Annotated in this window: 26 protein-coding genes and 1 riboswitch; of the genes, 8 read left to right on the top strand and 18 right to left on the bottom strand. The window is 31.4% G+C overall.

Annotation, left to right across the window (positions count from 1 at the left end):
- Positions 1-3 precede the first annotated feature (3 nt).
- The 11 genes from kefF to CELLY_RS14395 all read right to left on the bottom strand — a co-directional run bounded on the left by kefF (position 4) and on the right by CELLY_RS14395 (position 9781).
- Positions 4-597, bottom strand: coding sequence for a glutathione-regulated potassium-efflux system oxidoreductase KefF (gene kefF / locus CELLY_RS14445; protein WP_013622434.1), 594 nt, complete (start codon positions 595-597; stop codon positions 4-6).
- Between the two features lie 98 nt (positions 598-695).
- Positions 696-1478 carry an SDR family NAD(P)-dependent oxidoreductase gene (locus CELLY_RS14440; protein ID WP_013622433.1) on the bottom strand — a complete coding sequence of 261 codons (783 nt, stop codon included), beginning with the start codon at positions 1476-1478 and terminating at the stop codon, positions 696-698.
- 229 nt (positions 1479-1707) lie between these two features.
- Positions 1708-2691, bottom strand: a complete 984-nt coding sequence (locus CELLY_RS14435) for a zinc-dependent alcohol dehydrogenase family protein (protein WP_013622432.1) — start codon at positions 2689-2691, stop codon at positions 1708-1710.
- A gap of 39 nt (positions 2692-2730) precedes the next feature.
- The gene (locus CELLY_RS14430) at positions 2731-3576 is read right to left on the bottom strand and encodes an enoyl-CoA hydratase/isomerase family protein (protein ID WP_013622431.1); all 846 of its coding nucleotides are present in this window, start codon (positions 3574-3576) and stop codon (positions 2731-2733) included.
- 211 nt (positions 3577-3787) lie between these two features.
- Positions 3788-4654, bottom strand: a complete 867-nt coding sequence (locus tag CELLY_RS14425) for an AraC family transcriptional regulator (RefSeq protein ID WP_013622430.1) — start codon at positions 4652-4654, stop codon at positions 3788-3790.
- 116 nt (positions 4655-4770) lie between these two features.
- On the bottom strand, positions 4771-5880 hold the full coding sequence (locus CELLY_RS14420) for an L-dopachrome tautomerase-related protein (RefSeq protein WP_013622429.1): 1110 nt from the start codon (positions 5878-5880) through the stop codon (positions 4771-4773).
- Positions 5880-6713, bottom strand: coding sequence for a DUF4437 domain-containing protein (locus CELLY_RS14415; RefSeq protein ID WP_013622428.1), 834 nt, complete (start codon positions 6711-6713; stop codon positions 5880-5882). The genes CELLY_RS14420 and CELLY_RS14415 overlap by 1 nt, the downstream gene beginning before the upstream one ends.
- A 32-nt stretch (positions 6714-6745) precedes the next feature.
- Complete coding sequence (locus tag CELLY_RS14410) at positions 6746-7219, bottom strand: cupin domain-containing protein (protein ID WP_013622427.1); 474 nt, start codon at positions 7217-7219, stop codon at positions 6746-6748.
- 27 nt (positions 7220-7246) lie between these two features.
- On the bottom strand, positions 7247-8254 hold the full coding sequence (locus CELLY_RS14405) for a zinc-binding alcohol dehydrogenase family protein (protein WP_013622426.1): 1008 nt from the start codon (positions 8252-8254) through the stop codon (positions 7247-7249).
- An 8-nt stretch (positions 8255-8262) separates the two neighbouring features.
- Positions 8263-8937, bottom strand: a complete 675-nt coding sequence (locus tag CELLY_RS14400; RefSeq protein WP_013622425.1) for an NAD(P)H-dependent oxidoreductase — start codon at positions 8935-8937, stop codon at positions 8263-8265.
- Between the two features lie 214 nt (positions 8938-9151).
- Positions 9152-9781 carry an alpha-ketoglutarate-dependent dioxygenase AlkB family protein gene (locus CELLY_RS14395; RefSeq protein ID WP_013622424.1) on the bottom strand — a complete coding sequence of 210 codons (630 nt, stop codon included), beginning with the start codon at positions 9779-9781 and terminating at the stop codon, positions 9152-9154.
- Between the two features lie 164 nt (positions 9782-9945).
- Between CELLY_RS14395 and CELLY_RS14390 the strand changes: the two genes are divergently transcribed.
- The 3 genes from CELLY_RS14390 (at position 9946) to CELLY_RS14380 (ending at position 11975) form a co-directional block, all read left to right on the top strand.
- Positions 9946-10842, top strand: coding sequence for an AraC family transcriptional regulator (locus tag CELLY_RS14390; RefSeq protein WP_013622423.1), 897 nt, complete (start codon positions 9946-9948; stop codon positions 10840-10842).
- A gap of 121 nt (positions 10843-10963) precedes the next feature.
- Positions 10964-11440 carry an Hsp20/alpha crystallin family protein gene (locus tag CELLY_RS14385; RefSeq protein ID WP_013622422.1) on the top strand — a complete coding sequence of 159 codons (477 nt, stop codon included), beginning with the start codon at positions 10964-10966 and terminating at the stop codon, positions 11438-11440.
- 67 nt (positions 11441-11507) lie between these two features.
- On the top strand, positions 11508-11975 hold the full coding sequence (locus CELLY_RS14380; protein WP_013622421.1) for a hypothetical protein: 468 nt from the start codon (positions 11508-11510) through the stop codon (positions 11973-11975).
- 54 nt (positions 11976-12029) lie between these two features.
- On the opposite strand, the gene CELLY_RS14375 is transcribed toward CELLY_RS14380, so the two are convergent.
- The 3 genes from CELLY_RS14375 to CELLY_RS16770 form a co-directional block, all read right to left on the bottom strand.
- Positions 12030-13457, bottom strand: coding sequence for a T9SS type A sorting domain-containing protein (locus CELLY_RS14375; RefSeq protein ID WP_013622420.1), 1428 nt, complete (start codon positions 13455-13457; stop codon positions 12030-12032).
- 381 nt (positions 13458-13838) lie between these two features.
- Positions 13839-14459, bottom strand: coding sequence for a hypothetical protein (locus tag CELLY_RS14370; RefSeq protein WP_013622419.1), 621 nt, complete (start codon positions 14457-14459; stop codon positions 13839-13841).
- Positions 14460-14598: 139 nt separating this feature from the next.
- Positions 14599-15168, bottom strand: a complete 570-nt coding sequence (locus CELLY_RS16770) for a phosphatase PAP2 family protein (protein WP_013622418.1) — start codon at positions 15166-15168, stop codon at positions 14599-14601.
- Between the two features lie 80 nt (positions 15169-15248).
- Here CELLY_RS16770 and CELLY_RS14360 point away from each other — a divergent pair, with 80 nt between their 5' ends.
- From CELLY_RS14360 to CELLY_RS14350, 3 genes are all read left to right on the top strand, one after another.
- Positions 15249-16061, top strand: a complete 813-nt coding sequence (locus CELLY_RS14360; protein WP_013622417.1) for a DUF1853 family protein — start codon at positions 15249-15251, stop codon at positions 16059-16061.
- Between the two features lie 53 nt (positions 16062-16114).
- Positions 16115-16215, top strand: a riboswitch (SAM-I-IV-variant riboswitch).
- Between the two features lie 50 nt (positions 16216-16265).
- Complete coding sequence (locus CELLY_RS14355) at positions 16266-17582, top strand: Na+/H+ antiporter NhaC family protein (protein ID WP_013622416.1); 1317 nt, start codon at positions 16266-16268, stop codon at positions 17580-17582.
- A gap of 45 nt (positions 17583-17627) precedes the next feature.
- Entirely contained in the window at positions 17628-18530 is a 903-nt protein-coding gene (locus tag CELLY_RS14350; protein WP_013622415.1) for a DMT family transporter, read from the top strand.
- A gap of 24 nt (positions 18531-18554) precedes the next feature.
- Here the strand turns inward: CELLY_RS14350 and CELLY_RS14345 are convergent, their stop codons facing one another.
- From CELLY_RS14345 to CELLY_RS14330, 4 genes are read right to left on the bottom strand one after another with little or no spacing between them, the layout of a single operon-like run.
- Positions 18555-19211: an SCO family protein gene (locus CELLY_RS14345; RefSeq protein ID WP_013622414.1), complete on the bottom strand. Its 657-nt coding sequence runs from the start codon at positions 19209-19211 to the stop codon at positions 18555-18557.
- The gene (locus tag CELLY_RS14340) at positions 19189-19731 is read right to left on the bottom strand and encodes a toxin-antitoxin system YwqK family antitoxin (protein ID WP_042257113.1); all 543 of its coding nucleotides are present in this window, start codon (positions 19729-19731) and stop codon (positions 19189-19191) included. The genes CELLY_RS14345 and CELLY_RS14340 overlap by 23 nt, the downstream gene beginning before the upstream one ends.
- A gap of 1 nt (position 19732) precedes the next feature.
- Positions 19733-20578, bottom strand: coding sequence for a YHYH protein (locus tag CELLY_RS14335; RefSeq protein ID WP_013622412.1), 846 nt, complete (start codon positions 20576-20578; stop codon positions 19733-19735).
- 5 nt (positions 20579-20583) lie between these two features.
- The gene (locus CELLY_RS14330) at positions 20584-20874 is read right to left on the bottom strand and encodes an EF-hand domain-containing protein (RefSeq protein ID WP_013622411.1); all 291 of its coding nucleotides are present in this window, start codon (positions 20872-20874) and stop codon (positions 20584-20586) included.
- 192 nt (positions 20875-21066) lie between these two features.
- Here CELLY_RS14330 and CELLY_RS14325 point away from each other — a divergent pair, with 192 nt between their 5' ends.
- Together CELLY_RS14325 and CELLY_RS14320 are read left to right on the top strand one after the other, a co-directional pair.
- On the top strand, positions 21067-22110 hold the full coding sequence (locus CELLY_RS14325; protein ID WP_013622410.1) for a sensor histidine kinase: 1044 nt from the start codon (positions 21067-21069) through the stop codon (positions 22108-22110).
- On the top strand, positions 22103-22783 hold the full coding sequence (locus CELLY_RS14320; protein ID WP_013622409.1) for a LytR/AlgR family response regulator transcription factor: 681 nt from the start codon (positions 22103-22105) through the stop codon (positions 22781-22783). The genes CELLY_RS14325 and CELLY_RS14320 overlap by 8 nt, the downstream gene beginning before the upstream one ends.
- Positions 22784-22830 lie beyond the last annotated feature (47 nt).

Here is a 22830-nt window from a genome sequence, read left to right as displayed (position 1 = left end):
AATCTATGTATTTAATTGTGGTATATCGTTTAAAAATGAAAATTCACCTATTTCTTCTAAAGTTAAGTCTTGCTTAAGTAAATCTAATAAATTATCATATTGATGTGCGTAACTATGTAATGCTTCTTCTTCAATTTTATGCGTTCCCATAACGGTAAATGGTGGATAGTAATACATACCACACAAATTTGCTGTTTGCTCAAAAGGACGTAAAAACTCATTTACAGAAAAACTATTGGTACCTTCTTTACAATAAACAGCTCTTGTACCACCTGTTGTTATAACATTTAAGCACTTTTTACCATACAAAGCGGTACCATTAGGACCGTAAGCCCAACCAAATTCTAAAACCATATCCATCCACTGTTTCATTAAAGGAGGGCAACTATACCAATACAAAGGATGGTGCCAAATAATTATATCATGAGAATTTAAAAGTTCTTTTTCTACAGCTACATCTACATTAAAATCTGGGTAACGTTCATACAAATCATGTATTGTAACCCCTTCTTTTTCTTTAATTTTTTCAATTAAAATAGAGTTCGCCCTAGATTTTTCAAAGTTAGGGTGAGAAAACAAAACTAATATTTTTTTCATCTTGCGAATTTAGTTGAAAATAAGATACAAAAAAATGAATTTCTAGTTGCGTTAAACAACCAAAAACTCATTTTAAAAAACAACAATAATAAACTATGTTACACTAAATTAGATATTGTAACTTCAATTAATTTTTCAATTTTATTTGTGTCATAAGCATCTGAGTGCGCTGATGCATATGTACCTTTATCATTATCAAAATACTTGCCTGTTTTAGCTAAATCCGTCATACTTAAATCATAAAGAATATCTACACCTTTATCTGCAGGAGACCAGTGTTGTCCGTATGCTTCTTTTGCCATTTTTGTATTTAATAAAGAACCTGGATTTACAGCTACTACTGTAATTGAAGGCTCTTGTACTGCTAAATAAAAACTCCACATTGTTAACGCTAATTTACTCTGTGCATATGCTTCATTGGCACCTAAACTAGTTTTACCTTCTAATGCTTGTATGTTAACCGTAGACTGTGCAGCAGAACTTAAATTCACAATTCTTGGTGCGTCTGATGCTTTTAAATTTGCTAATAATCCATTGGTTAATACATAAGGAGCAAAATAATTTACCAGTAATCTAATGTCTGTAGTTGTGCTTTTTCCATTTGAAATTAAAACACCGGCATTATTCACTAATACATCAATCTTTGGCATTTTTAAAATAACTTCACTAGCCATTTTTTTCACATCATTTAAATCCGAAAAATCTGCTAAAAAACCAATTACATTATCTGTATTAGCTTGCTCTTTTATTTCTTTTAAGGTTAATGTTAATTTAGATTCACTTCTACCATGAATGGCAATATAATGTCCTTCCTTAGCTAAACGTAAGGCTAATAATTTGCCTATACCGTCTGTGCTTCCTGTAATTAATATATGTTTCATTTTATTTTTTTTAATATTGATATATGTTAGCCAACACTCTTGTAACCCGTTTCTAAATACATAATCTTATAACAAAGATACAATGCCTTTACTCTTATATAATGGTAACAAAAATGGAAGTTTAGGTAAAAAAAAAGGTTAACTTTCTAAAAATGAAAAATGCCTCTACAAAAGAGGCATTCATCACTATTAGTCAGACATAAGGATACATTGCAAATCCCTATTATTTTTAGTTTTCTACTACTATTTTACCAATAGCTTTACCACTTTGTAAATGTGCGTAAGCATCACCAACTTGTTCTAAAGAAAAGCTGTTTTCATCTACAATTGGAGTTAAGTGTCCTTCGTTAGAAATTTCTGCTAAACGCTCTAATACATTTCCGTGAACGTCTCTTTTAAAATTATGTAACATTGGTATTAACATAAATACTACGTGTAATGTAGCTCCTTTAAAGTGTAACGGTGTTAAATCTAACTCACATAATGATACTGTTGTAGAAATGTGTCCGTTTAAGGCAACCGCTTCAATAGAATTGGTTAGGTTTGGACCACCAACTGTATCAAAAACAACATCAAAACCACCATCGGTATATTTTGCTGTGTAATCTGCTACCTTTTCAGTTTTAAAGTCAATAAAGGTTGCACCAAATTTTTCTACAATTGCTTTTTGGTTTTCTCCTGTACCAGTAGCAAAAACTTCTGCACCAAAATATTTTGCCAATTGTACCGCTAAGTGACCTACACCACCAGAACCACCGTGTACCAATACTTTTTGACCTGCTTCTACGCCTGCTCTAGTTAAACCTTCATAAGCTGTAATAGCTACTAATGGTAAGGCTGCAGTTTCGCGCATTGTTAATCCTTTTGGTTTGTGAGCCACAAGGTTGCTATCTGCTACAATGTATTCTGCTAATGTACCTGGTAAATCTGCAAGTCCGCCTGCACAACCATATACTTCATCACCAACATTAAAACCTTCTACACCATCACCAACTGCTTCTACAATACCTGAAAAATCCATTCCCAATAATGCTGGAGTTGCAGGTGACAAAGGCAAATCATTACCCATATTTTTAATCATAGTGTCTATAGTATTTACACTAGATGCCGCTATTTTTACTAAAACGTGATTTGCGGTAACTTCTGGTTTCGCTATTTCTGAAACTTCAAAATTTGCATTCTCTCCGTAACTGTTTAATAACATTGCTTTCATATCAATCTCTGTTTTTATTAAATTATAATTCTTGTTTTATTAATTTACTTCTTGAATATCCATCACCATTTGCTCCCAATTCTTTTGGTTGTTATGGTCAAACTGGGCACCGTTATCATCTGCATATTGAAAACGCTTAACGGCTGGTGTTCTACTTGTTGCCTGAAACAATTGGTACGCTTCTTCTTTTAAAGCCTCTTTAATTGGTAAGTCTATAGACGCATAAACTGCGCGTTTGCTAGCTGCAATAGAATCTGCCGGAAATTTTGAAATACGTTCTGCCAAAGCATTCACATAAGGTCCTATTTCATCAGCGTCTAAAGCTTTGTTTATGGTTCCAAATTTTTCAGCTTCATCAGCATCCCAATCTCTTGCTCCTAATATTATTTCTAATGCTTTTCCTAATCCTGCTTGTCTTGCCATACGTGAAGCTCCACCACCACAGGGTAAAATGCCCATACCTACTTCCATTTGCATAAATTTGGCTCTTCCTCTGGCTGCAAAACGCATATCTAAAGCCAATGCCATTTCGTGTCCGCCACCACGCGCAAAACCTTCAATTTTTGCTATAGTTGCTTGTGGTACTTTGCTTAAGCGTTCTAAAACAGCTTGTAAGTCCAATAACTGTACTTCGTTTCTTGGTACTGCTTCTATAGACATATCTCTAAGCAAGTTGGTATCATAATGACACACCCAATAATCTGGATTAGAAGATTCAAAAACGACTACTTTTACACTTCTATCTCTTTCTAATCGTAAACAAAGGCTGCTTAAATCTGCTAACATTTCTTGTCCTTGTACGTTTACTGGTCCAAAGTTGATATCAATTGTTAAAATTCCTCCTGTTTGTTTTGCCGTAAATGTTTGAAAATTCTTGTAGTCCATAGTATTAAGTTTTTGGTTGATATTTATTCTGTATTAATTATAGTACAAAGGTATCTTGGACATACACTTTTAAATGGGTAAAAAACAAAGGGCTTCTGGTAAAAAAAAAGGTTAATGGAATTTTTTTAGGTAAACAAACTATAGAATACCCTAAAACCATCGATTATGAAAATCGATGACAGCAGTTATAAAAAACTATTTCATTGAAAAATTATGCAGAAATACTAGCCTTATACGCCCCAATAGTCATCCCCTTGTAGCTTTGGAAAGTTTTGTTAAGGTGACTAGAGTCTGTAAACCCTAATTCCATTGCAATTTCTGAAAACTGCAAATCGGTATATTTTAAACGGGTTTCTACCAGTTTTAATTTGTAGTTAAGAATGTACTTTTTTAAAGAAACATCGGTATGCTTTTTAAAGTACTCACTAATATAATTGTCCGCCATATGAAACTCTTCTGCCAAGTTTTTGGTGGTAAGCAATTCTGAATTGTAAATATTAGCGTGAATAAAATTGATGATTTGCTGAATTTTAGACGATTCAACAATTTTGGTACTCATATCGGCATTTAAAAACTGAATGTTACGCGCAATTAAATGAAGAATTACAGAAAGTGAATTTTGAATGATAAAGAGATCATACGATTTCTTTTTATCGTTTTCCGCAGCCACCATTTTTATCAGTGATATTAGGTGTATTTTGTCCGATTCCGTTTCAAAACGCATTTCACGTAATTGATGACTTTCACTGTTTAAAATACCTTCAATTTTACGAAACCAATCGTTAATTGGAAGATTTGCATTTTGCGGAGCATCTCCCCTAAAAAAGCTCTTTAAAAACTTAATGGCTACAGTTGTAGTTGCCGATTCCGGATTTACAATATAAATATCATCTGGCACAAAAACGAAAATACTGTTAGCCGAATAGTTTACCGTTTTACCATTAATTTTAATGGTCCCTGTACCTTTTTCAAAATAAACAATTTCAAAAAACCGAATGGTTGTGTATTTACAAAATTCAAAAAACGTTTGCTCTTTGTATTCTTGAATTACAATATTTTCAATTATGGTACGTGGCATTTTGTTGGTTTTATTTTTAATAGAAAAGTCGCCCTAAAGCGACTTTTCATTGGGGAACAGTCTTTCAAGTAATATACTAAAAAAACAGCCTCTAAATGGTTTATTTATATTATTTTTTATCTAAAAGCAACGCCTTTAACAATAGGCTTGAACCTAAAAATATAAAAAGGCTTGGTCGCTACACTTTTACCATCATTAAAAGGAGCTCCCATATTTACCTGTGCGGCTGAAACATACATGTACCCATCTGCGTGATTGTAACTAACACCATCTGGCCATACCATATTCTCATCTTGCACCATAGTTTTTACACTTCGGTCTTTTGCTAAAACTACAGCTACGCTTTTAGTCTCCAAAGCTGTTAAGTAAATGTTTCCTTCTTTATCAATAGACATTCCTCCATTATTAGGCTTATTAGAATAGGTTTCAATTTTAGCATCTAATTCGACATCTGTAAACGTTTCATTTACCAAATCCAGTGTTTTAATACGATAGATTTTTGGTCCGTTTAACGGTCCGTAGTAAATGTATTCAAAATTAGCATCGGCAGTAATTCCGTCATTACCAATCAACAAATCTTTACCGTTTACTGCCAGATGCTTACCATTTATAACCGTTGGGGTATTTTCTGGTTTTGTAGTACGTGTACCCTCCAAAACCCGACGTGTTTTTCCCGTTTTCATATCTACGATGATAAAAGCTGCCTTGCTTCCATCTCCTCCTTTACCAATACCTTCATCGGCAATAATAAAATAACCGTGTTTGGTATCAACCACCATATCATTAGGTTGGCTAATTGAAGGTACACTTGACTCTGGCAAGTAATATAAACGTTCTAATTTATCAGTTTTTGTATTCCAACCTACAATTTTTGGCGTTACATTGTTACGTTGCGCCATATCTATCATCCAGATAACACCATTTTCATCATTACGGATTCCTAAAACATTGCTCAAGTAATTATCATCGGTTTCTCGTGGTGTATTCCATTTTAAATTAGGAAAAGGCGTTGTCGTATTCGTTTTTTTATCAAACTTCACCACTCTTATATCCGGAGAAAAAAATGGATGATGACTGTAAACCAAATCTCCTGAATTAGTAAATGTGATATTACCAACTGCTTGGTCTACGGTTGCGTATATTTCTAATTCTGCTAAAGTATTTTGAGCCTGTGTAACCATAATTGAAATGATTAAACTTAATACTAAACTTGCCTTTTTCTTCATTACTTCACTTCAAAATTACCGTTACTTCTTATGTAAATAACTGTTTCTTTTTCTGTTGAAATTTTTGATGTAGCACCTTTTTTAGCTCCAAAATAAGAACCAGGCTGCAACTCATTTTTAGCATCTTTTTTAGAAAACTGATGAGTTATACCACCAGAAATAACAACTGCTCTAAAATTAGGACTCAAATTTTTGATTTTTCCACTGAAGCCTGCTGGTAACCTTAAAAGTGTTGCACGCAATTGATTTTCCTCGTGGCTTCCCCATAAAAAAGCAGTTTCAACATTACTCTTTGCAGAAACCCATTCAATATCGTTAGCATTTAGCCAAACCATATTGGTTTTGTCTACATTAATAGGTCTTTCGCCATTATCAAAAGCTTCCGATGTTGGTTGTACTAAATACGGTCCTTCTTGAATATCTAAAAAAGCCATATTTTCATTATCATCAGCAGCTGTAATATGTGCTTCTCCTGCTGGTTGCTGCCAATAAGATCCTGCTGGCAACCACTGTTTTTCTGCTTTTTCATCGTCATTGTGTAATAAACCTTGTATTACAACACCTCTATAAGTGATGTTGTGAATGTGTGGAGGCGATGAAAATCCTTTTTTAAATTTCACTAAAAAACCTGCAGGTTCATTCTTTGTACGATCTCCCCAAAGTTTTCCGGCAGCCGGACTTTTGTCTCCACGTAACGGATTTAACCAACCCCATTCTACATTGTCTGCCGTTACCACCTCATTTTCAGATTTGGCAGGATCCGTTGTTGGTGTTTGTGCACTTGTATATGCCGTTGTTGCTATTGCTAATGCAAGTAATATTGTTTTTTTCATTTTGATACTTTTTATAATGTTATAATATTCTGTTATTTACTTTTCTTTAAATAATCTGGTAATTCTTTACTTAACCAATCTTGGCGAACAGGAACGTGAACATCTAAATCCACTGTTTTTTCCAATGCCCAAAATTCGTGCGGTACATTTTCTGGGAAAACAATTACTTCTCCGCCAGAAACAATTACAAATTCCTCTTTGCCATCAATTATGGTCTTGATTTTTACCTTACCAGACATAATGTATGTTATCTGCTCATTAGGGTGTTTATGCCAAGGAATATGTGCTCCTTTTTCCAAGTCAAAAATGGTCATTTGCCCTTTTTCACCGTGAAACCATTTTCTTTTAATGCCTTCACCTATAGACTCAGATTCCATTTCATCAAAATTGAAATGTTGCACTTTTGAAGTGGCTACAGAATCTATGGTATTTACTTGAGCATTTGCCGTAGTACTTATAAATAATGCTGTTATAGCTACTGCTACAAGTGTAATATTAATTTTCATTATAATATGTTTTTTGGCTTATCGCACTTAAAATCCTTCTAAAACAATTTTACCTTTTGCTTTACCTGTTTCTAAGAAAGCGTGAGCTTTTCTAAGGTTTTCAGCATTTATAGTTCCAAAATTTTCTCCTAACGTAGTTCTAATAGTTCCGTTGTCGATTAATTCAGAAGCTTTGTTCAATATATTATGCTGCTCAATCATATCTTCGGTCTGAAACATAGAGCGTGTAAACATTAACTCTATATGCGTAGAAACCGCTTTACCTTTAAAAGGCATTACATTTAGCGATTTTGGGTCATCTATAAATCCGAATTTCCCTTGAGGTTTTATCAGTTTAGCAATTTCATCTACGTGGTGTTCCGTAGCATTTAAGCTTACTACATACTCCGGAGCCGGTAAATTGTATTTCTCGAACTCTTCGCTCAATTTATTTCTGTGGTTAATAACCGTGTCTGCACCTAATTCTTTTAACCAAGACGTAGTTTCTTCACGAGAAGCCGTACCTATAATATTCAACTTGGTCAGTTTTTTAGCCAATTGCACCAAAATAGAACCTACACCACCAGCGGCACCAATTACCAAAATAGATTTGTTGGCATCGTCTTTAGATACCTCTAATCGATCAAACAACATTTCGTAGGCTGTAAGTGTGGTTAATGGTAATGAAGCAGCTTCAGCATAAGATAAGCTTTGTGGTTTTTTACCAACAATACGCTCATCTACAATTTGATATTCTGCATAACTACCTTGACGAGTAAAATCGCCTGCGTACCAAACTTCATCTCCAACATTGAAAAGAGTCACATCTTCACCAATTGCTGTAACTATTCCGGTAGCATCCCAGCCAATAACTTTCCAGTTGTCACCTTCTGCAGGCATTCCTGCACGTACCTTATAATCTGCCGGATTTACGGAAATAGCTTTTATTTCTACTAAAATATCTCTTCCCGTAGCTTTTGGAGTTTCCAATTCTACATCTTGTAAAGACTTTATATTGTCAATTGGAAGATTCTCTTTGTACCCTATTGCTTTCATACTATTTCTTATTTCCAAGTTACAATGTCCTCTAGTGGTCTTCTAGACTTAGGGAATTCAGGATCTGCTTTTCTGTATCCGAATGCAGCCATAAAAGAAATTCCATATTTATCTGTATCCACCCCGAATTTATCTCTTAATAAAGCTTCCGTATCCTCTATATGGAAACCTTCAATAGGACAAGAATCTATTCCTGTAAGTGCGGCAGCAGTCATCATATTACCTAGAGCAATGTAAGTCTGTTTTGATGACCAATCGAATAACTTTTTATCTGAATCTAAGGTAAAATCACGCTCCTGAAACTCTCTGTAAAATTTAGAGTACATTTCTACAACATCTTCCGGCATTTGTTTTACCTCTTTCATCATATGTTCAATATATGGCGCATTATGCTTTACCATAGGAGCTTTCATTGCCAAACCTAGAATAAAGTGACTAGCAGTATCTAATTTTACCGGAGCACCCCAAGCTACTGGCTTTAATAGCTCACGTAATTCTTTATCCTGTACAACTATAAAGTGCCAAGGTTCAAAACCAAATGAACTTGGAGATAAATTTGCTGTTTTTAAGATGAAATTGATTTGCTCATCGGTTAATGTTTTTGATGCATCAAATTCTTTGGTAGCGTGTCTGTAGTTAAACGCGTTTAAAATATCTTCCTTTGCAATGTTTGGTGTATTCATTATATCTTTTTTTATATGTTGTTTAATTTTAAGGCAAAGATATGTAGGGTATAAAGCTATTTAATAGTACAAAAAAAGGAGAAGTAGGTACAAAAAAAGGTTAATTAGAGGTTTATTCTTAAAATATTCATAAAACAACCTAAAAAAAAGGATTTAAAGCATTAAAACGTACATTAAGTTAATGTTAAACCTTTATTAATACAAGTTTTTTTAATTAAGCAATCCACCTAAAGGTTAAATTTATTCTAGGTAGAATATGTTTTTTTGTTTTAGGTATTTTATGTTTCCAATTTTCTTGTGTAGCGCCTTGCATTAACAAAAGACTACCATTTGCTAATGGAATATCTACACGTTTTAAATCTGTTCTTGATATGTGTTTTAACTGAAAAGGTCTGGTTGCACCAAAGGTAACTGAACCTATAACCGTATTTTTTCGTTGTTCTCCTTTGTAGTCTTGATGCCAGTCTACGCTATCTTTTCCGTCACGGTAATAATTAAGTAAACAGCGTGTAAATTTGATATCCACCTCTTTCTCTATACGTTCTTTAATGAAAAGTAAATCGTTATTCCACAAATGCATTTTACTTTTTGTATTCGTGTATTTAATGTCTTTGTCAACATCTCCATACCAAGCTGTTAATCTAGGATAATCTACCAATTTACCGTGAATGCTAATTTGTTCTTGCTGCCAAGGCGTATTATGAAGTAGACTTTTATACAGCTTGTTACTCTCTTCAATGCTGAAGAAATTTTCGAACAACGTAATATCCGCTCCTGGTAAATCAAAAGTAGTTTTACGGACTTCTTTAGTTGAAAATAAATTGGTTTGATTAAATAAATCCATTTAATTTTTAAAACAATATAATTATACCTTTAGCAAAGGTACTCACTTTATTATCTATTTATAAGTAATTACACAGGATAGCATTGTATAAATAAAGGTTAATATTTATACAATTTTCAAAATATATTCTATTTTAGTGCATTTAAAGCTTAATTATCTCAAAAATGCAAGTACTAGAAGCACATAAACCTTTTGAAATACAAGAAATAGAATTAACAGACTGGAAACAGCGACCTGTTAAAAATAATTTTTTTGAGTTGGTTTTAATAAAAAATGGTAAAGGAACCCAGTGTATAAACTACAACGACTATGAATATGAAAAAGGTAGTATATTTTTGTTACCTCCTTTAAAATGCCATTCTTTTAATATAAAAGAGTCTACTAATTTTGTGTTTTTAAAATTTACAGATTCGTTTTTTAAAAATGTAAATAAAGTGACTATAGATAGAAATGAATGGTTTAAAGAAGCATCATACATACTATCTAATTACAACCAATTGCCTGGAGATATTATTAAAAATGAAGTAGACCGCAATTATTTAGAAAGTTTAATAGATATGATATTGCAAGAGTCTAGAAGTTATGGTGAAGACTCGGTTAGCTTAATAACTAGTTTTATGACTAGTATTTTAGAAATATTAATACGCAATATTAAAAACAGTACTTATTTTGAAACTCCTAACAATAATTCTGATAATAGAATTACAAAAATGCTTGCATATATAAATGAAAACATTGACAAGGCGGAATTGTTAAAAGTTGAAAATTTGGCAGATGTTTTTATGATGTCACCAACCTATGTTAGTGAATATTTTAAAAAACAAGTAAAAATGTCACTAAGAGAATATATTATAAAAGGAAAGCTAAAGTTAGTAGAGATACGCTTATTAAACTCTGATTTTACACTTACAGAAATTGCTGATGAATTAGGGTTTACAGATGTTAGTCACTTATCTAAAACATTTAAACGCTACGCAGGTACTTCTATTAAAGAGTTTAAAAATAACGGAGAATATATGTTATTAAAACGAGGTTCTTGTGCACCATCTATTAGAGCTTAAAAAAGTATTTAATATTAAGATTTTTTTAATGTGTCAGTTTTATAAATTGGCATTTTTTTTGCTGTTAACTACTTACATATTAAGTATTTGATTTTTTGTTTAATTTAAAATTTTTGTAATTATGAGCAATTTAATTAATGTTCCTAAAAACGGAGGTTTAACAAGCACAAATTCACCTATTAACTTTCCTAGCTGGTCTAGAGTAATAGACGATATGTTTAATTTAGATTTACCTACTGTATTTACATCTAACTTTAATACAGGTATAACTTTGCCTAAGGTAAATATTAAGGAAACACCAGAGTCATTTTTAGTTTATATGGCTGCTCCTGGGTTAGATAAGTCTAATTTTCAGGTAGAAATAGATAACCACTCTTTAACTATTTCTGCAGAAATTAAAGAGGAAGAAGAAACTAACAACCAACACTATACGCGTAGAGAGTTTGGATACTCATCTTTTAAAAGAACTTTTACACTACCAGAAACTGTTAATGACGCTAGTATAGATGCAAAGTATACAAATGGTATTTTGCATATTACCTTACCAAAAAAAGAAGAGGCAAAGCAAAAGCCTGCTAGAACAATAAATATATCTTAATTAATAATAACAGGGAGCTAACAATTAGCTTCCTGTTATTTTATAATGTCTAATTAATTTTTACACTATGAAAAAGTATTTAGCTCTAGCCCTACTAATTTGCTTAAACGTTAGTTGTAATGGGCAAAATAACAAAGAAGAAACAACGCCAAAAACGGCAGAAAAAGTTCCGCCAGGTGACTGGAAAGTGAATAAACAGTATGATGATAAGGGAAATTTAATACAGTATGATAGTATTTACTCTTGGTCATCTAGTAACACATACAACAACTTATCTGATCTAGAAAAAGACAGCTTGTTACACAGTTACAAGTCAAAGTTTTTCTCTAGTTTACACTCCTTTCCAACACCACAAGATATAGACTCTATATTTATGGATAGTTTTTTTAATGATGATTTTTTCTCTAGTGATTTTGGAGAAGATTTTATGCAGTTAGATAAAATTAGAAATAGAATGCTACAGCAACAGCAGCAATTTTTAAAAAAATATTCTTCTAAAGTTGAACCTAAGGAAAGTGAAAAAACTAAATTATAAATAAAACCCAAAACATAATTTATGTTTTGGGTTTTAAGTTAATAAAGAAAATTGTTATTTAGATATTACAATTTTTTGCTTTGTAGACTCACCATTTGCTTTGGCTAATTCTAGTACATAAATACCTTTTTCTAAAGAAGAAACATTTAGTGTACCATCTGCAACATCTTTTCTTAAAACAATTAGTCCTTGCAAATTATAAACCTTAGCCTGTACATAGTCTTTACTACTAATATTTACAACGTCTTTAGCAGGAATAGGAAATACTGCTAGCTCTTGCTTTTCTTCTTCATTAAAAGTTAAAGTTCTAGCAGAATTATTAGAAATCTCTGTATTAACAAAGTTACTAGCATTAACAGGTTTGTATACTCTAATCCAATTTACAAGTAAATTATTATTTTCAAAATTCTCTAACTCTTTATCTGTAGCAGATCTGTTAGCCTCTGCTTGCCAACTTTGGTCTTCTACATTAATAATAATATCCATTTCTTTTGTAAATCTTCTCTGGTTATTTAAATAATTAAATGGATCTATAACACTAATATTAGACTTGTTTTTTGCATCATTTAAACTAGTAGCAATATTCATTTTTTGATATCCATTTTCTCTAACTAACTGTCCGTTAACACCAGTACTTGTTACACCAGCTGGGTATGTATATTGCCAAGTACCATCTGCTAATCTGGTTTGTACTGCAGTATCATCTAAAACACGTACCATTTGCCCGTCTACATAATACTCTAATCTTGTAGCTGAAACCCAATTAACACCAATTCTTACAACTCTTCCTCCCCATTGGTTAACTCCATTTTTTTGCCACCAACTATTAAAATCTGCAGGTTGGTAATCTTTAAAGTTTGGAGGCCTAATAAATACATGATGACTAAGGTGTATTTTATTTGCAAAGAAACCATTTCTATTGTCGTCTCCTGGCCCTCCATAACATTCTATAATGTCTATTTCCTGTGTGTCATCTGGGCTAAGTAGCCAAATATCCGAAGCTAATGAAGAGTTCATTACTTTTATACTAGCTTCTACAAATACAGGGAATTTTACACGCGTTTTGTTAGTTATACAACCAGCTCTTGTTTCTGGTCTAGAAATTAAATTTCCGCTAGAGCCAACAAAAGACTTGGTTGCTCCAGGGATTCTAGATGCCCAAATATTTAAATGACCTCCAGAAACAGCTACGTGGTTTTGCATCCATTTTGTTGGTCCTGGACCTTCAAAATTATTGGGAGCACCACTTGGTAAATTATGGTATTTATTATACCATTTTTTATTATTTCCTGGGCCAAAATCGGTAACATTGGTAGAAGGTAAAAATTGGTAGTTAAAATCGTCACTGGCTTGTACTTGTAATTGCCACGTTTTTCCTGATCCGGCATTTGCGGGTATAGGTATGTTATCCCAATCGTACTGAGCATTAACAAATAGCAATTGTAGAAACATAATAATTGATAGTAGGCTAATCTTTTTCATAAAAAATGTAGTTTAAATATTGATTAAATTATTTTCTTCTAAAAAATTCATATCCTGGGGAAACAGACTAAAATTATTTAATACGAAACTACTATTTAACAAGAAAAATATGATAAATATACACTAGACAAATACTCAACAGGCATATAAATAACCTATTAAAACTTATGCATTTTATCGGTAAAACAACTATATTGTTGGTAAATACAGCTGAAAATAAAATTACAAATCTATCTTATAAAATATTTTTTGTAAGAAAAAACTTTTACATACACTTACTTTGTCTATGTAATTTAGTCCTAAAAATAAAAAAGGTTGCCTATAGGAACATAGGACAACCTTTGTAAAAAGCGGGGAACGCTTTATATTGTATATTTACTATTAGCCTTTAATGGTAAGTTCACCATTTTCATCGACCTTAAACTCAACTTCATAAAAATTAGTTACTATATTACGTCCTTCAATGGTTTCATTGTTAGGTTCTGTTACGTGTATTTCAAAATCTGAAGATATTTTATTTGTCTTAGTGTCTACTTCAACGTAGTATTCTCTAACTTGATAGTTGTCTATTTCCATTTCTTCTTCAATAAGTACAACACCTTTATTTACATTAGAAAAAATAGCATCTACATCTAGATCACTAATTTTAAGTTTACCTTGTGCATTTTTGATATGAAATTTTTTCTGAAAGGCATCATTCAAAAGCTTTTCATCTTCTAAAGTAGCTTCAGCATAATTTGTTTTTGTGGTATAACGTCTGCTAAATAATTTACCATCTTTTAAATACTTAATGGTAATGCTACCTAAATCTGAGTTTAAATCTTCTTTAGAATAAAACTCTAACCTATAAACTTCTAAATCGGCTCCAAAACTAGTCATTGCTAATTGTTTGGCTGCTTGTAAGCCTTCTAGTGTAGAAATTCTGATTGTGTCTTTATCGCTACCACAGGAAGTTATTAACAACATAACAAGTAGAAACGTAATTTTTAAAGTATTTTTCATTTTTATGTTTGATTGTTTTACACTCCAAAACTAGCCAAACAGTTACTGAGTCTTATATTAGAATATAAAAATGTAGCTATCTAATATATATTTAATTGTAATTGATATATTTTCGTTTTAAAATTACTTTAAGGAACTTCTAAGAAATAAGTACTAAGGTTAGCCCAAACAATGAGCCTATAATTAAGCCTGTAACAACCTCTTTTGGTGTGTGCCTTTTTAATACAAGTCTAGACCACATTACTAAAAATGTAAATAATATAAGAACAACACCTAAACGCCTATTTACAAATATAATAGCAAGTGCTAAATATATGTTTATAGCCACGTGCATAGATATTTTTATAAGAAAATTAATTCCGAAAGAAGCTAAAAGCATAAGCGTAGCTATAGAAAAGCTAGTGCAAATGTAAACAGGCTGTTTTGTATAAAATAAAAAGAAAAGAACCAAAACCATTAGTGGTAAAGCAAATATATACAACGATCTACGCTCCCTTTTGTTAGATACATCTAAGTCTGTATATTTTCCTCTTCTTTTTCCTATATAGACCCAAGCAATTAAAACTAGAAAAAAAATGCCATAAATAAGAGATAAGGTATGGGAAAAGACTGTTTCCTTATCATTAAGATTAAAAATTAAAATTAAAAAAGGAAATAGCAACAACGGGTGTCCTAATACAGATATAAATTGAGCTATTTTAATTTTCATTTAAACCATTTATTATCACAAATATAGTTTTATTTGTAGAAATAGTTAATTAATTAGTACAAGTGTTTACTTTGTTTTAAATGACATTACAATACAAAGACATAGAGCAACAGTTTATTGGTTATGTAAATACCCCAACACTATGGGTAAGCAACAGCGTGTATGGTTTAAAACAGTTTGAACTAGAAAAAAATGATACTCCAAAATTTACTGATAAGATACCAACAAATTTAAGATTAGGAAAAAGGGTAGAACGCTATGTTAGCACAGATTTTAAGCAATCTAAAGACATTACTATTTTAGCAGAAAACCTACAAATACAAAACAATAAGCTTACTATTGGTGAAATAGACTGTATTTTAATAAAAAACAAAATAGCCTATCATATAGAAATAATTTATAAATTTTACCTGTTTGATGATACGGTTGGTAGTACTGAGTTAGATTATTGGATTGGACCAAACAGAAATGATTCTCTAATTAAAAAGTTAGATAAACTTAAAGATAAGCAACTACCACTACTCTACAACACCCATACAACCCCAATAATTAAAAAGCTAAATTTAAGTTTAAATAAAATTAAACAACGTGTATTTTTTAAAGCACAACTATTTACACCTTACAAAAGAAGTGTAAAATTTAAGCAGTTAAATAAGAACTGTGTAAAAGGTTTTTATGTTAAGCATGCACAATTAGAGCAATTTAATAAGTGTAAGTTTTATATACCTAACAAAACTAATTGGCTGCAAGAAGTAAAAACACAAGTAAACTGGCTAACATATAATACATTTACTGCAGAGGTTAACACCTTAATTACTGCCAAAAAGTCTCCATTATGCTGGATAAAATTTCCTAACGGAGAATTAGAAAAGTTTTTTGTTGTTTGGTGGTAAAAAATAACAGAAAATTATGATTTTATCTCGTTGTTATGCTTTAGTTTTGCGCACTTAATTATCAAGAATCTCAAAAAAAAGAGATAGCAACCTGCAATAACGAGCAAGGTGCTAAAAAAGGATAAGCCAATACTTTGGAAAAAATGTTAATTTAACTCCTTATTATTTGTCTTTTTCTTATTGTGATTCTGCAAAACAATAAAAATGACTGCAATAAAAAATAGTACACCAAAGCTTATAGCATTATTACCCTTATTTGTATTTGTATTTACATTTTTAGGCGTAGGTATTTATCAGAACGACTTTTATGCATTACCAGCGCCTATAGCTGTTATTGCAGGTATTATAGCCGCTTTTTTATTATTTAAACAAACTATTAATGCTAAAATTAATACACTTTTAGAAGGCTGTGGAGATAGTAAAATACTAACTATGTGCCTTATATATTTGTTGGCTGGTGCATTTGCAACAATTACCAAAGAAACAGGTAGTGTAGACGCTATTGTGAGTTTAGGGTTAGATATAATTCCTATACAATACATTTATTTTGGAGTGTTTATTATTGCTGCCTTTTTATCTATATCTACAGGTACATCTGTAGGTGCCATTGTAGCTTTAACACCAATTGTTATAGGGTTTGCAGATAAAGGTGGTGCATCTTTAGCCGTGCTTTGTGGTGCACTTTTAGGTGGTGCTATGTTTGGAGATAACCTTTCTGTAATATCAGATACAACTATTGCAGCAACACAATCTTTAGGAGTTAAAATGAGCGATAAATTTAAACAAAATATAAAAATTGCATTACCAGCAGCTTTAATTACAATTGTTGTATTAATTTTTAAAGGAGCAGATTTAAATGCGCATAGTTTAGAAAATACAACCTATAATTATAACCTACTAAAAATAGTACCTTATGTATTTGTAATTGCACTATCTGTTATTGGTGTAAACGTTTTTGTTACCTTATTACTTGGTGTAATTTTAGCTGCAATAATTGGTATATTTTACGGTGACTTTACGCTAATTGAATCTACTAAGTATGCATATGCAGGATTTACGAGTATGACAGAGATTTTTTTGTTATCCTTATTGTCTGGTGGCTTAGCTGCTTTGGTTGCTAAAAATGGAGGGATAGACTATATTCTAAATAAAATAAAAACACTTATAAAGAGTAAAAAATCTGCACAATTTGGAATTGCCACACTAGTAAGTACGGTTAATATGGCTATTGCAAATAACACCGTTTCCATAATTATTTCTGGTACTATTGCCAAAACTATAAACGATGAGTATAAGTTAGACAATAAAAATACGGCTTCAATATTAGATATTTTTGCCTGTATTACACAAGGATTATTACCTTATGGAGCACAAGTATTAATGATTTTAAGCTTTTCTGAAGGAAAACTAACATATACAGACTTAATAAGTAATACCTGGTATTTACTTCTGTTATTTATCTATACCATAATATACATTAGTTTAAATCCGTTTAAATTGAAGAAATATGACATAAAATAATACACAACACTCTTAAAATTTATCTAAAAAACTATCTTCGCGGCCATGTGGATGTATTTAGGCCTTTTATCGGCTTTATTTTTAGGATTGCACAATTTGTGCAAAAAACATGCTGTACAAGGCAATGAGGTTTTTCCTGTACTTTTAGGTACTATAACTGCTGGTTTTTTACTGTTACTACCTTTTTATTTAGGATCTAAATTTTATCCTGAGTTTACTAAAGAAATTGGTTTTTACATCACAGATATTCCTTGGCAAAACCACGCATTAATTGTTATAAAATCTATGCTAATGGCTGGCTCTTGGGTATTGGCTTACCAAGCCTTAAAACATTTGCCCATTACTATTGTTACTCCAATACGTTCCGCCGGACCTTTTTTTACTTTTATTGGTGCAATTTTTATTTATCATGAACGACCAAATTATTGGCAGTGGATTGGCTTTTTCTTAATCATATTTTCTGTTTTTTTATACTCTAGAATTGGAAAACAAGAAGGTATCAATTTTAAAAAGAACAAATGGATATTTGCTATAATAGGTGCTACTTTTTTAGGCTCATCTAGCGGTTTATATGATAAATTTTTAATACAACAGGTAAATTTAAATCCGCAAACACTACAGTTTTGGTTTTGCTGGTATACTATTTTAATATTATTAGTTATACTAGCCATAACTTGGTTTCCAAAGGCAGACAAAAGAAAAGCGTTTAAATGGCGTTGGTCTATACCCGCTGTTGGTATTTTATTGCAAACTGCAGATTATTTTTACTTTAAAGCACTACAAGATCCAGATGCATTAATAATGCTTTTATCTGCCATAAAAAGGAGTCAAATTTTAATAGCCGTATTATTAGGCGGAATTTTGTTTAAAGAAAAAAACAAACGAAAAAAGCTTATTCCGCTTGCTGGTATACTTTTAGGTGTTGCTTTAATATTATATTCTAACTAAATAGCAAACAAGTAATTAAGACTCTTATTTTAAAGTTTTAATGTCAGCAATAAGTTGTTGTATAGCAGTTTTGTTTAACCCGTTATAAATACCTCTAATGTGTTGGTTTTTATCAATTAAAACAAAATTTTCTGTGTGTAAAAAATCATCATCTGTTTTTAGTTCTCCTAAGTCTTCCTCTATAAAATAGGCATTTCTACCTAAGTTATAAATTTCACTTCTACTACCAGTAACTAAATGCCATTTGTTAGGCTTAACACCTTTAGTTTTTGCATATTCGTTTAAAACTTCTACTGTGTCTGTCTCCGGAGTTACCGTATGTGATAACAACAAAACATCATCATCTGTTTTAAAAGCTTCTTGTAATACAGACATATTACTTGTCATTTTAGGACAAATACCAGAACAACTAGTAAAGAAAAAATCTGCTACATAAATTTTATTTTTAAAAGTATTACGTGTTATTACTTCTCCGTTTTGGTTTATTAAACTAAAATTGGGTATTCTATGCATTTCCATAGCTTCTTTACTATCTGTAGCCAACCATTTTGGAGTAAAACTAGATTCACCGTAATAAGGTAAAGCACTCTCTTTTTCACTGTTAGATTTATTATTGCATCCTAACAATGTAAAAACAAGTAAAAATGCTGTAAACAAGCTATTTAACCTGTACAATTTCATCTTCCAATTGAAAACAAAGATTTGCTCTTTTAAGTCCAAAAATTCTACCGTTTTTTGCTTCATAATTATTGTATATTTTTCCGTTTTTACGCCATGCTCTTTGCAAGCCTTCTTCCTTTCCGTTTACAATATTCATCTCCTTAAATTTTGCTCCTGTTTTGTACCACTGCTTTTGTATACCGTTTACAATTCCGTTTTCAAAAACAGATCTAGACCTTAGTTTACCATTGCTCCACCAAGACTTAGCCACGCCCTCTTTTTTTCCGTTTTTGTAATATGCTTGGTAACTAAGATCACCCGTATAAAACCATTTTTGGTAATTGCCATCTTTTTTTCCATTTTTATAGCTAATACTTTCAGACTTGCCACCATTTTTATAAAAACTAATAGCTAAGCCAGTAAAAGGCTTGTTTTTATAATACACAAGCCCTTGATTATTTTTTACTTCTAAGTTCTTTTTTGATACAGCAGTAACCGTTGTACAACTAGTTACAAACAGTAAAGCAACAACTAACAACAACTTATAAAATAGTAGCTGGCGTACCTTGGTAATCTCCTGGGAATAGAATGTAAAATTGGTTAAGATATAACTCATTTTGTATGTGATAATGATATTCTTCTTCAGTTGAGTGTTGTGTTGTACTTGTATGCCCGCCAGAAGCATCTAAATCTGTAGGATAAGTGCCTGTAGCATTACATTTTCTACCATATAAGAAAAAACCATCGGCCATAATACCAATTAAATTTTCATCATCATTAGACCATGCTTTGGTTTCTAAATGGTAATGGTAACTTTGCGGACCTGTATGTGCTGCTGTATAATCTAAAGAGCCTACTGCATCATCTAAAGGTACATTTGGTCCTTCTTCATCATTATAAATCATTGCACCACTTACAGCTATACCAATAGCTCCTAAACCAGTAGAAGTACTTGTAGATGCCTTAGTTGGTGTTTGGGGAACAGTCAAAGAATATGATCCATTAAAATCATCAATATTACCTGGAGCCATTTTTTCAAAACTAGTTACCGTAGGCTCTACAAATAAAGGATGATTACTATCTGCTGCTTCTGTAGTTAACGTATTACCCATTGGGTCTACAGCAGAACGTTCTGTAGTATTAGACCAATACGGAGACGTATGGTTTGGCATTCCGTTAGTTTCTATTTCTACTTCTGTACCATTTAATAAAATTGTTACATTCTCAGAATCAAACTCTGCAAAAGCTGCGTGTAATTCAGCACTTGTATCATCATTATTTATAGCATCCTCATCAGAATTACTATCATTACTGCAGGCAATAAATGCTACAGTAACAATAGTTGCTATACTAAATAATGGTATATATTTTAATTTAGAAATTTTCATAAGTTTTATTTAGATGGTTTCTCTTTCTTTTCTGGCTTAGGCATTTTTTCTATTTCTTCTTTAGTTAAAAACCCATCCTCATTGGCATCAATTTTCTTAAAATCTTTTTTTAAAGGTCCTTTTACCTCTTCTTTAGTAAGTTTACCATCTTCATTAGCGTCCATCTGTTTAAAAATCTCTTCTAACGTAGGTCTTTTACGTTGTTCTCCTTTTGGTGGTTGTGCTTTTAATCCCATTGCACCAAATGCTACTAACGCTACTACTAAAACTCCTTTTTTTACTGTTGTATTTTTCATCTTTTTATTTTTAAAATTCTACTATTTTAGATTTCAAAGATGAGCATAAGATTAATGCAGATGTTTGGTTTTAAGTGAATGCAGCTAAGCTTTCTGTAAAACTGTTTTTATATTCTGCCAAATCTATTTTACACTGGGTAAATAGGCTGTTTTTTAAACATACATTGATTTTTATTTTCATTTATTTGCAGTATGAATACAACAATTAGATTTATTTCTCAATCCATTTTATGGTTTGCTTTGTGGTTTGTTTTATGGTCACAACAAGGTTGGGCTACAAATTTTATAGAGCAAAACTTATTTTCTTTTTTAGGACAAATAGTATTAATAGCATTATTAATTTTTTATACTGCTCCAAAGTTTTTATTCCCTAAAAAACATTTACAATTTGTTATAATATCTGTAATAGCTCTGGGTATTTTTATAGCTCTAATGTCTGTGTTACTCCCTCAAGAACGTCCTTTGCCTTTACCAAGAATACCACAGGCTGCAGAATTACCTAATATAAATAGGGAAAACATACCAAGGCCACCGTCTAGGCAGTTTACACAAATATTACTTTTATTTATTGCATATATTTTAGCTACTGTAATAGAGTTTATTGTGTATACTAAAAAAAAGGAAGAAGAAATAATTATTAGTAAAAATGAAAATTTAGAAACAGAATTAAAACTTTTAAAGTCACAGATAAATCCGCATTTTTTGTTTAATGCTTTAAATAACATTTATGCGTTATCTGCTATAGATACTGCTAAAACCCAAGAAAGCATAAGTTATTTATCTACAATGCTAAGGTATGTTTTATATGAGTGCGAGAGACCTTTTGTACTCCTCTCTAAAGAAATTGAATATATAGAGAACTACATAAAACTTTTTACCTTAAAAAGCAGTAAAAAATACCCTATAAACACTACATTTAACGTAAAAGATAGTAGTATACAAATTGCCCCAATGTTACTTATACCATTTGTAGAAAATGCCATTAAACATAGTAATATAGAACAATTTAATGCTACATTTATTACTATTAAATTAACGGCAGACAATGGTAACATTAATTTTAAAGTAGAAAATAGCATAGCCTCTAAAGATATTTTAAAAGATGATGTAGGAGGTATAGGCTTAGATAATGTAAAAAAGAGACTAGAAATACTTTACCCTAATAAACATACATTAGCTATTTCTAAAACTGATGGTATTTTTAAAGTTGAATTAAATTTACAGCAAAATGTATAAATGTATTATTATTGATGATGAAGAACTAGCTAGGGGCTTATTAACTAGCTATATTAGTAAATTAGATTACATAGAGCTTGTTGCTGATTACGAAAACCCTATTGACGCTATACAAACACTAAAAGCAAATACAATTGACCTTATTTTTTTAGACATACAAATGCCTAATTTAAAGGGAACAGATTTTGCTAAAATGATACCCGCTACTACTAAAATAATTTTTACAACTGCTTATTCTGAGTATGCTTTGCAAGGCTATGAGTTAAACGCTCTAGATTATTTATTAAAACCTATAACTTTTGAACGTTTTTTACAAGCTGTAAATAAACTTGAAACAACAGAAATCCCTAATAAGTATACTAATAATACTACTATAACTATTAAATCTGGTTATGACTTGCATAAAATACAATTACAGCACATTACGCATATAGAAAGTGATAGTGAGTACGTTAATTTTTATTTAGAAGATGGTAAAAAGATAATGAGTCACCAGACATTAAAATCTTTAGAAAAAACCTTAGATCCAAATTTATTTATGCGTGTACACAGGTCTTTTATTGTAAACAAAAGTAAAGTTACAAGTCTTAAAGGCAGAGATTTACTACTATCTAGTATAAACATACCAGTAAGTGACAGTTATTATGACAAAGTAAAGAAAGAGCTATTTTAGCTAAAAGCAAAAGCCCAGTTATACAAACATTAACTAGGCTTTTAATT

It is taken from the genome of Cellulophaga lytica DSM 7489, from assembly GCF_000190595.1.
In the GTDB taxonomy this organism is placed as follows: Bacteria; Bacteroidota; Bacteroidia; order Flavobacteriales; family Flavobacteriaceae; genus Cellulophaga; species Cellulophaga lytica.
Note: the sequence above shows the minus strand (reverse complement) of the source record. Positions and strands in the feature narration are given on the sequence as shown.

What these genes read in the sequence shown, in the direction of transcription:
- CELLY_RS14320 (WP_013622409.1), top strand. Translation starts at nt 22,103, where the DNA reads ATGTATAAATGTATTATTATTGATGATGAAGAACTAGCTAGGGGCTTA.
- CELLY_RS14420 (WP_013622429.1), bottom strand. Translation starts at nt 5,880, where the DNA reads ATGAAGAAAAAGGCAAGTTTAGTATTAAGTTTAATCATTTCAATTATG.
- CELLY_RS14360 (WP_013622417.1), top strand. Translation starts at nt 15,249, where the DNA reads ATGACATTACAATACAAAGACATAGAGCAACAGTTTATTGGTTATGTA.
- CELLY_RS14355 (WP_013622416.1), top strand. Translation starts at nt 16,266, where the DNA reads ATGACTGCAATAAAAAATAGTACACCAAAGCTTATAGCATTATTACCC.
- CELLY_RS14425 (WP_013622430.1), bottom strand. Translation starts at nt 4,654, where the DNA reads ATGCCACGTACCATAATTGAAAATATTGTAATTCAAGAATACAAAGAG.
- CELLY_RS14345 (WP_013622414.1), bottom strand. Translation starts at nt 19,211, where the DNA reads ATGAAATTGTACAGGTTAAATAGCTTGTTTACAGCATTTTTACTTGTT.
- CELLY_RS14325 (WP_013622410.1), top strand. Translation starts at nt 21,067, where the DNA reads ATGAATACAACAATTAGATTTATTTCTCAATCCATTTTATGGTTTGCT.
- CELLY_RS14410 (WP_013622427.1), bottom strand. Translation starts at nt 7,219, where the DNA reads ATGAAAATTAATATTACACTTGTAGCAGTAGCTATAACAGCATTATTT.
- CELLY_RS14435 (WP_013622432.1), bottom strand. Translation starts at nt 2,691, where the DNA reads ATGAAAGCAATGTTATTAAACAGTTACGGAGAGAATGCAAATTTTGAA.
- CELLY_RS14370 (WP_013622419.1), bottom strand. Translation starts at nt 14,459, where the DNA reads ATGAAAAATACTTTAAAAATTACGTTTCTACTTGTTATGTTGTTAATA.
- CELLY_RS14385 (WP_013622422.1), top strand. Translation starts at nt 10,964, where the DNA reads ATGAGCAATTTAATTAATGTTCCTAAAAACGGAGGTTTAACAAGCACA.
- CELLY_RS14335 (WP_013622412.1), bottom strand. Translation starts at nt 20,578, where the DNA reads ATGAAAATTTCTAAATTAAAATATATACCATTATTTAGTATAGCAACT.
- CELLY_RS14380 (WP_013622421.1), top strand. Translation starts at nt 11,508, where the DNA reads ATGAAAAAGTATTTAGCTCTAGCCCTACTAATTTGCTTAAACGTTAGT.
- CELLY_RS14375 (WP_013622420.1), bottom strand. Translation starts at nt 13,457, where the DNA reads ATGAAAAAGATTAGCCTACTATCAATTATTATGTTTCTACAATTGCTA.
- CELLY_RS14430 (WP_013622431.1), bottom strand. Translation starts at nt 3,576, where the DNA reads ATGGACTACAAGAATTTTCAAACATTTACGGCAAAACAAACAGGAGGA.
- CELLY_RS14400 (WP_013622425.1), bottom strand. Translation starts at nt 8,937, where the DNA reads ATGAATACACCAAACATTGCAAAGGAAGATATTTTAAACGCGTTTAAC.
- CELLY_RS14440 (WP_013622433.1), bottom strand. Translation starts at nt 1,478, where the DNA reads ATGAAACATATATTAATTACAGGAAGCACAGACGGTATAGGCAAATTA.
- kefF (WP_013622434.1), bottom strand. Translation starts at nt 597, where the DNA reads ATGAAAAAAATATTAGTTTTGTTTTCTCACCCTAACTTTGAAAAATCT.
- CELLY_RS14390 (WP_013622423.1), top strand. Translation starts at nt 9,946, where the DNA reads ATGCAAGTACTAGAAGCACATAAACCTTTTGAAATACAAGAAATAGAA.
- CELLY_RS14395 (WP_013622424.1), bottom strand. Translation starts at nt 9,781, where the DNA reads ATGGATTTATTTAATCAAACCAATTTATTTTCAACTAAAGAAGTCCGT.
- CELLY_RS14405 (WP_013622426.1), bottom strand. Translation starts at nt 8,254, where the DNA reads ATGAAAGCAATAGGGTACAAAGAGAATCTTCCAATTGACAATATAAAG.
- CELLY_RS16770 (WP_013622418.1), bottom strand. Translation starts at nt 15,168, where the DNA reads ATGAAAATTAAAATAGCTCAATTTATATCTGTATTAGGACACCCGTTG.
- CELLY_RS14330 (WP_013622411.1), bottom strand. Translation starts at nt 20,874, where the DNA reads ATGAAAAATACAACAGTAAAAAAAGGAGTTTTAGTAGTAGCGTTAGTA.
- CELLY_RS14350 (WP_013622415.1), top strand. Translation starts at nt 17,628, where the DNA reads ATGTGGATGTATTTAGGCCTTTTATCGGCTTTATTTTTAGGATTGCAC.
- CELLY_RS14415 (WP_013622428.1), bottom strand. Translation starts at nt 6,713, where the DNA reads ATGAAAAAAACAATATTACTTGCATTAGCAATAGCAACAACGGCATAT.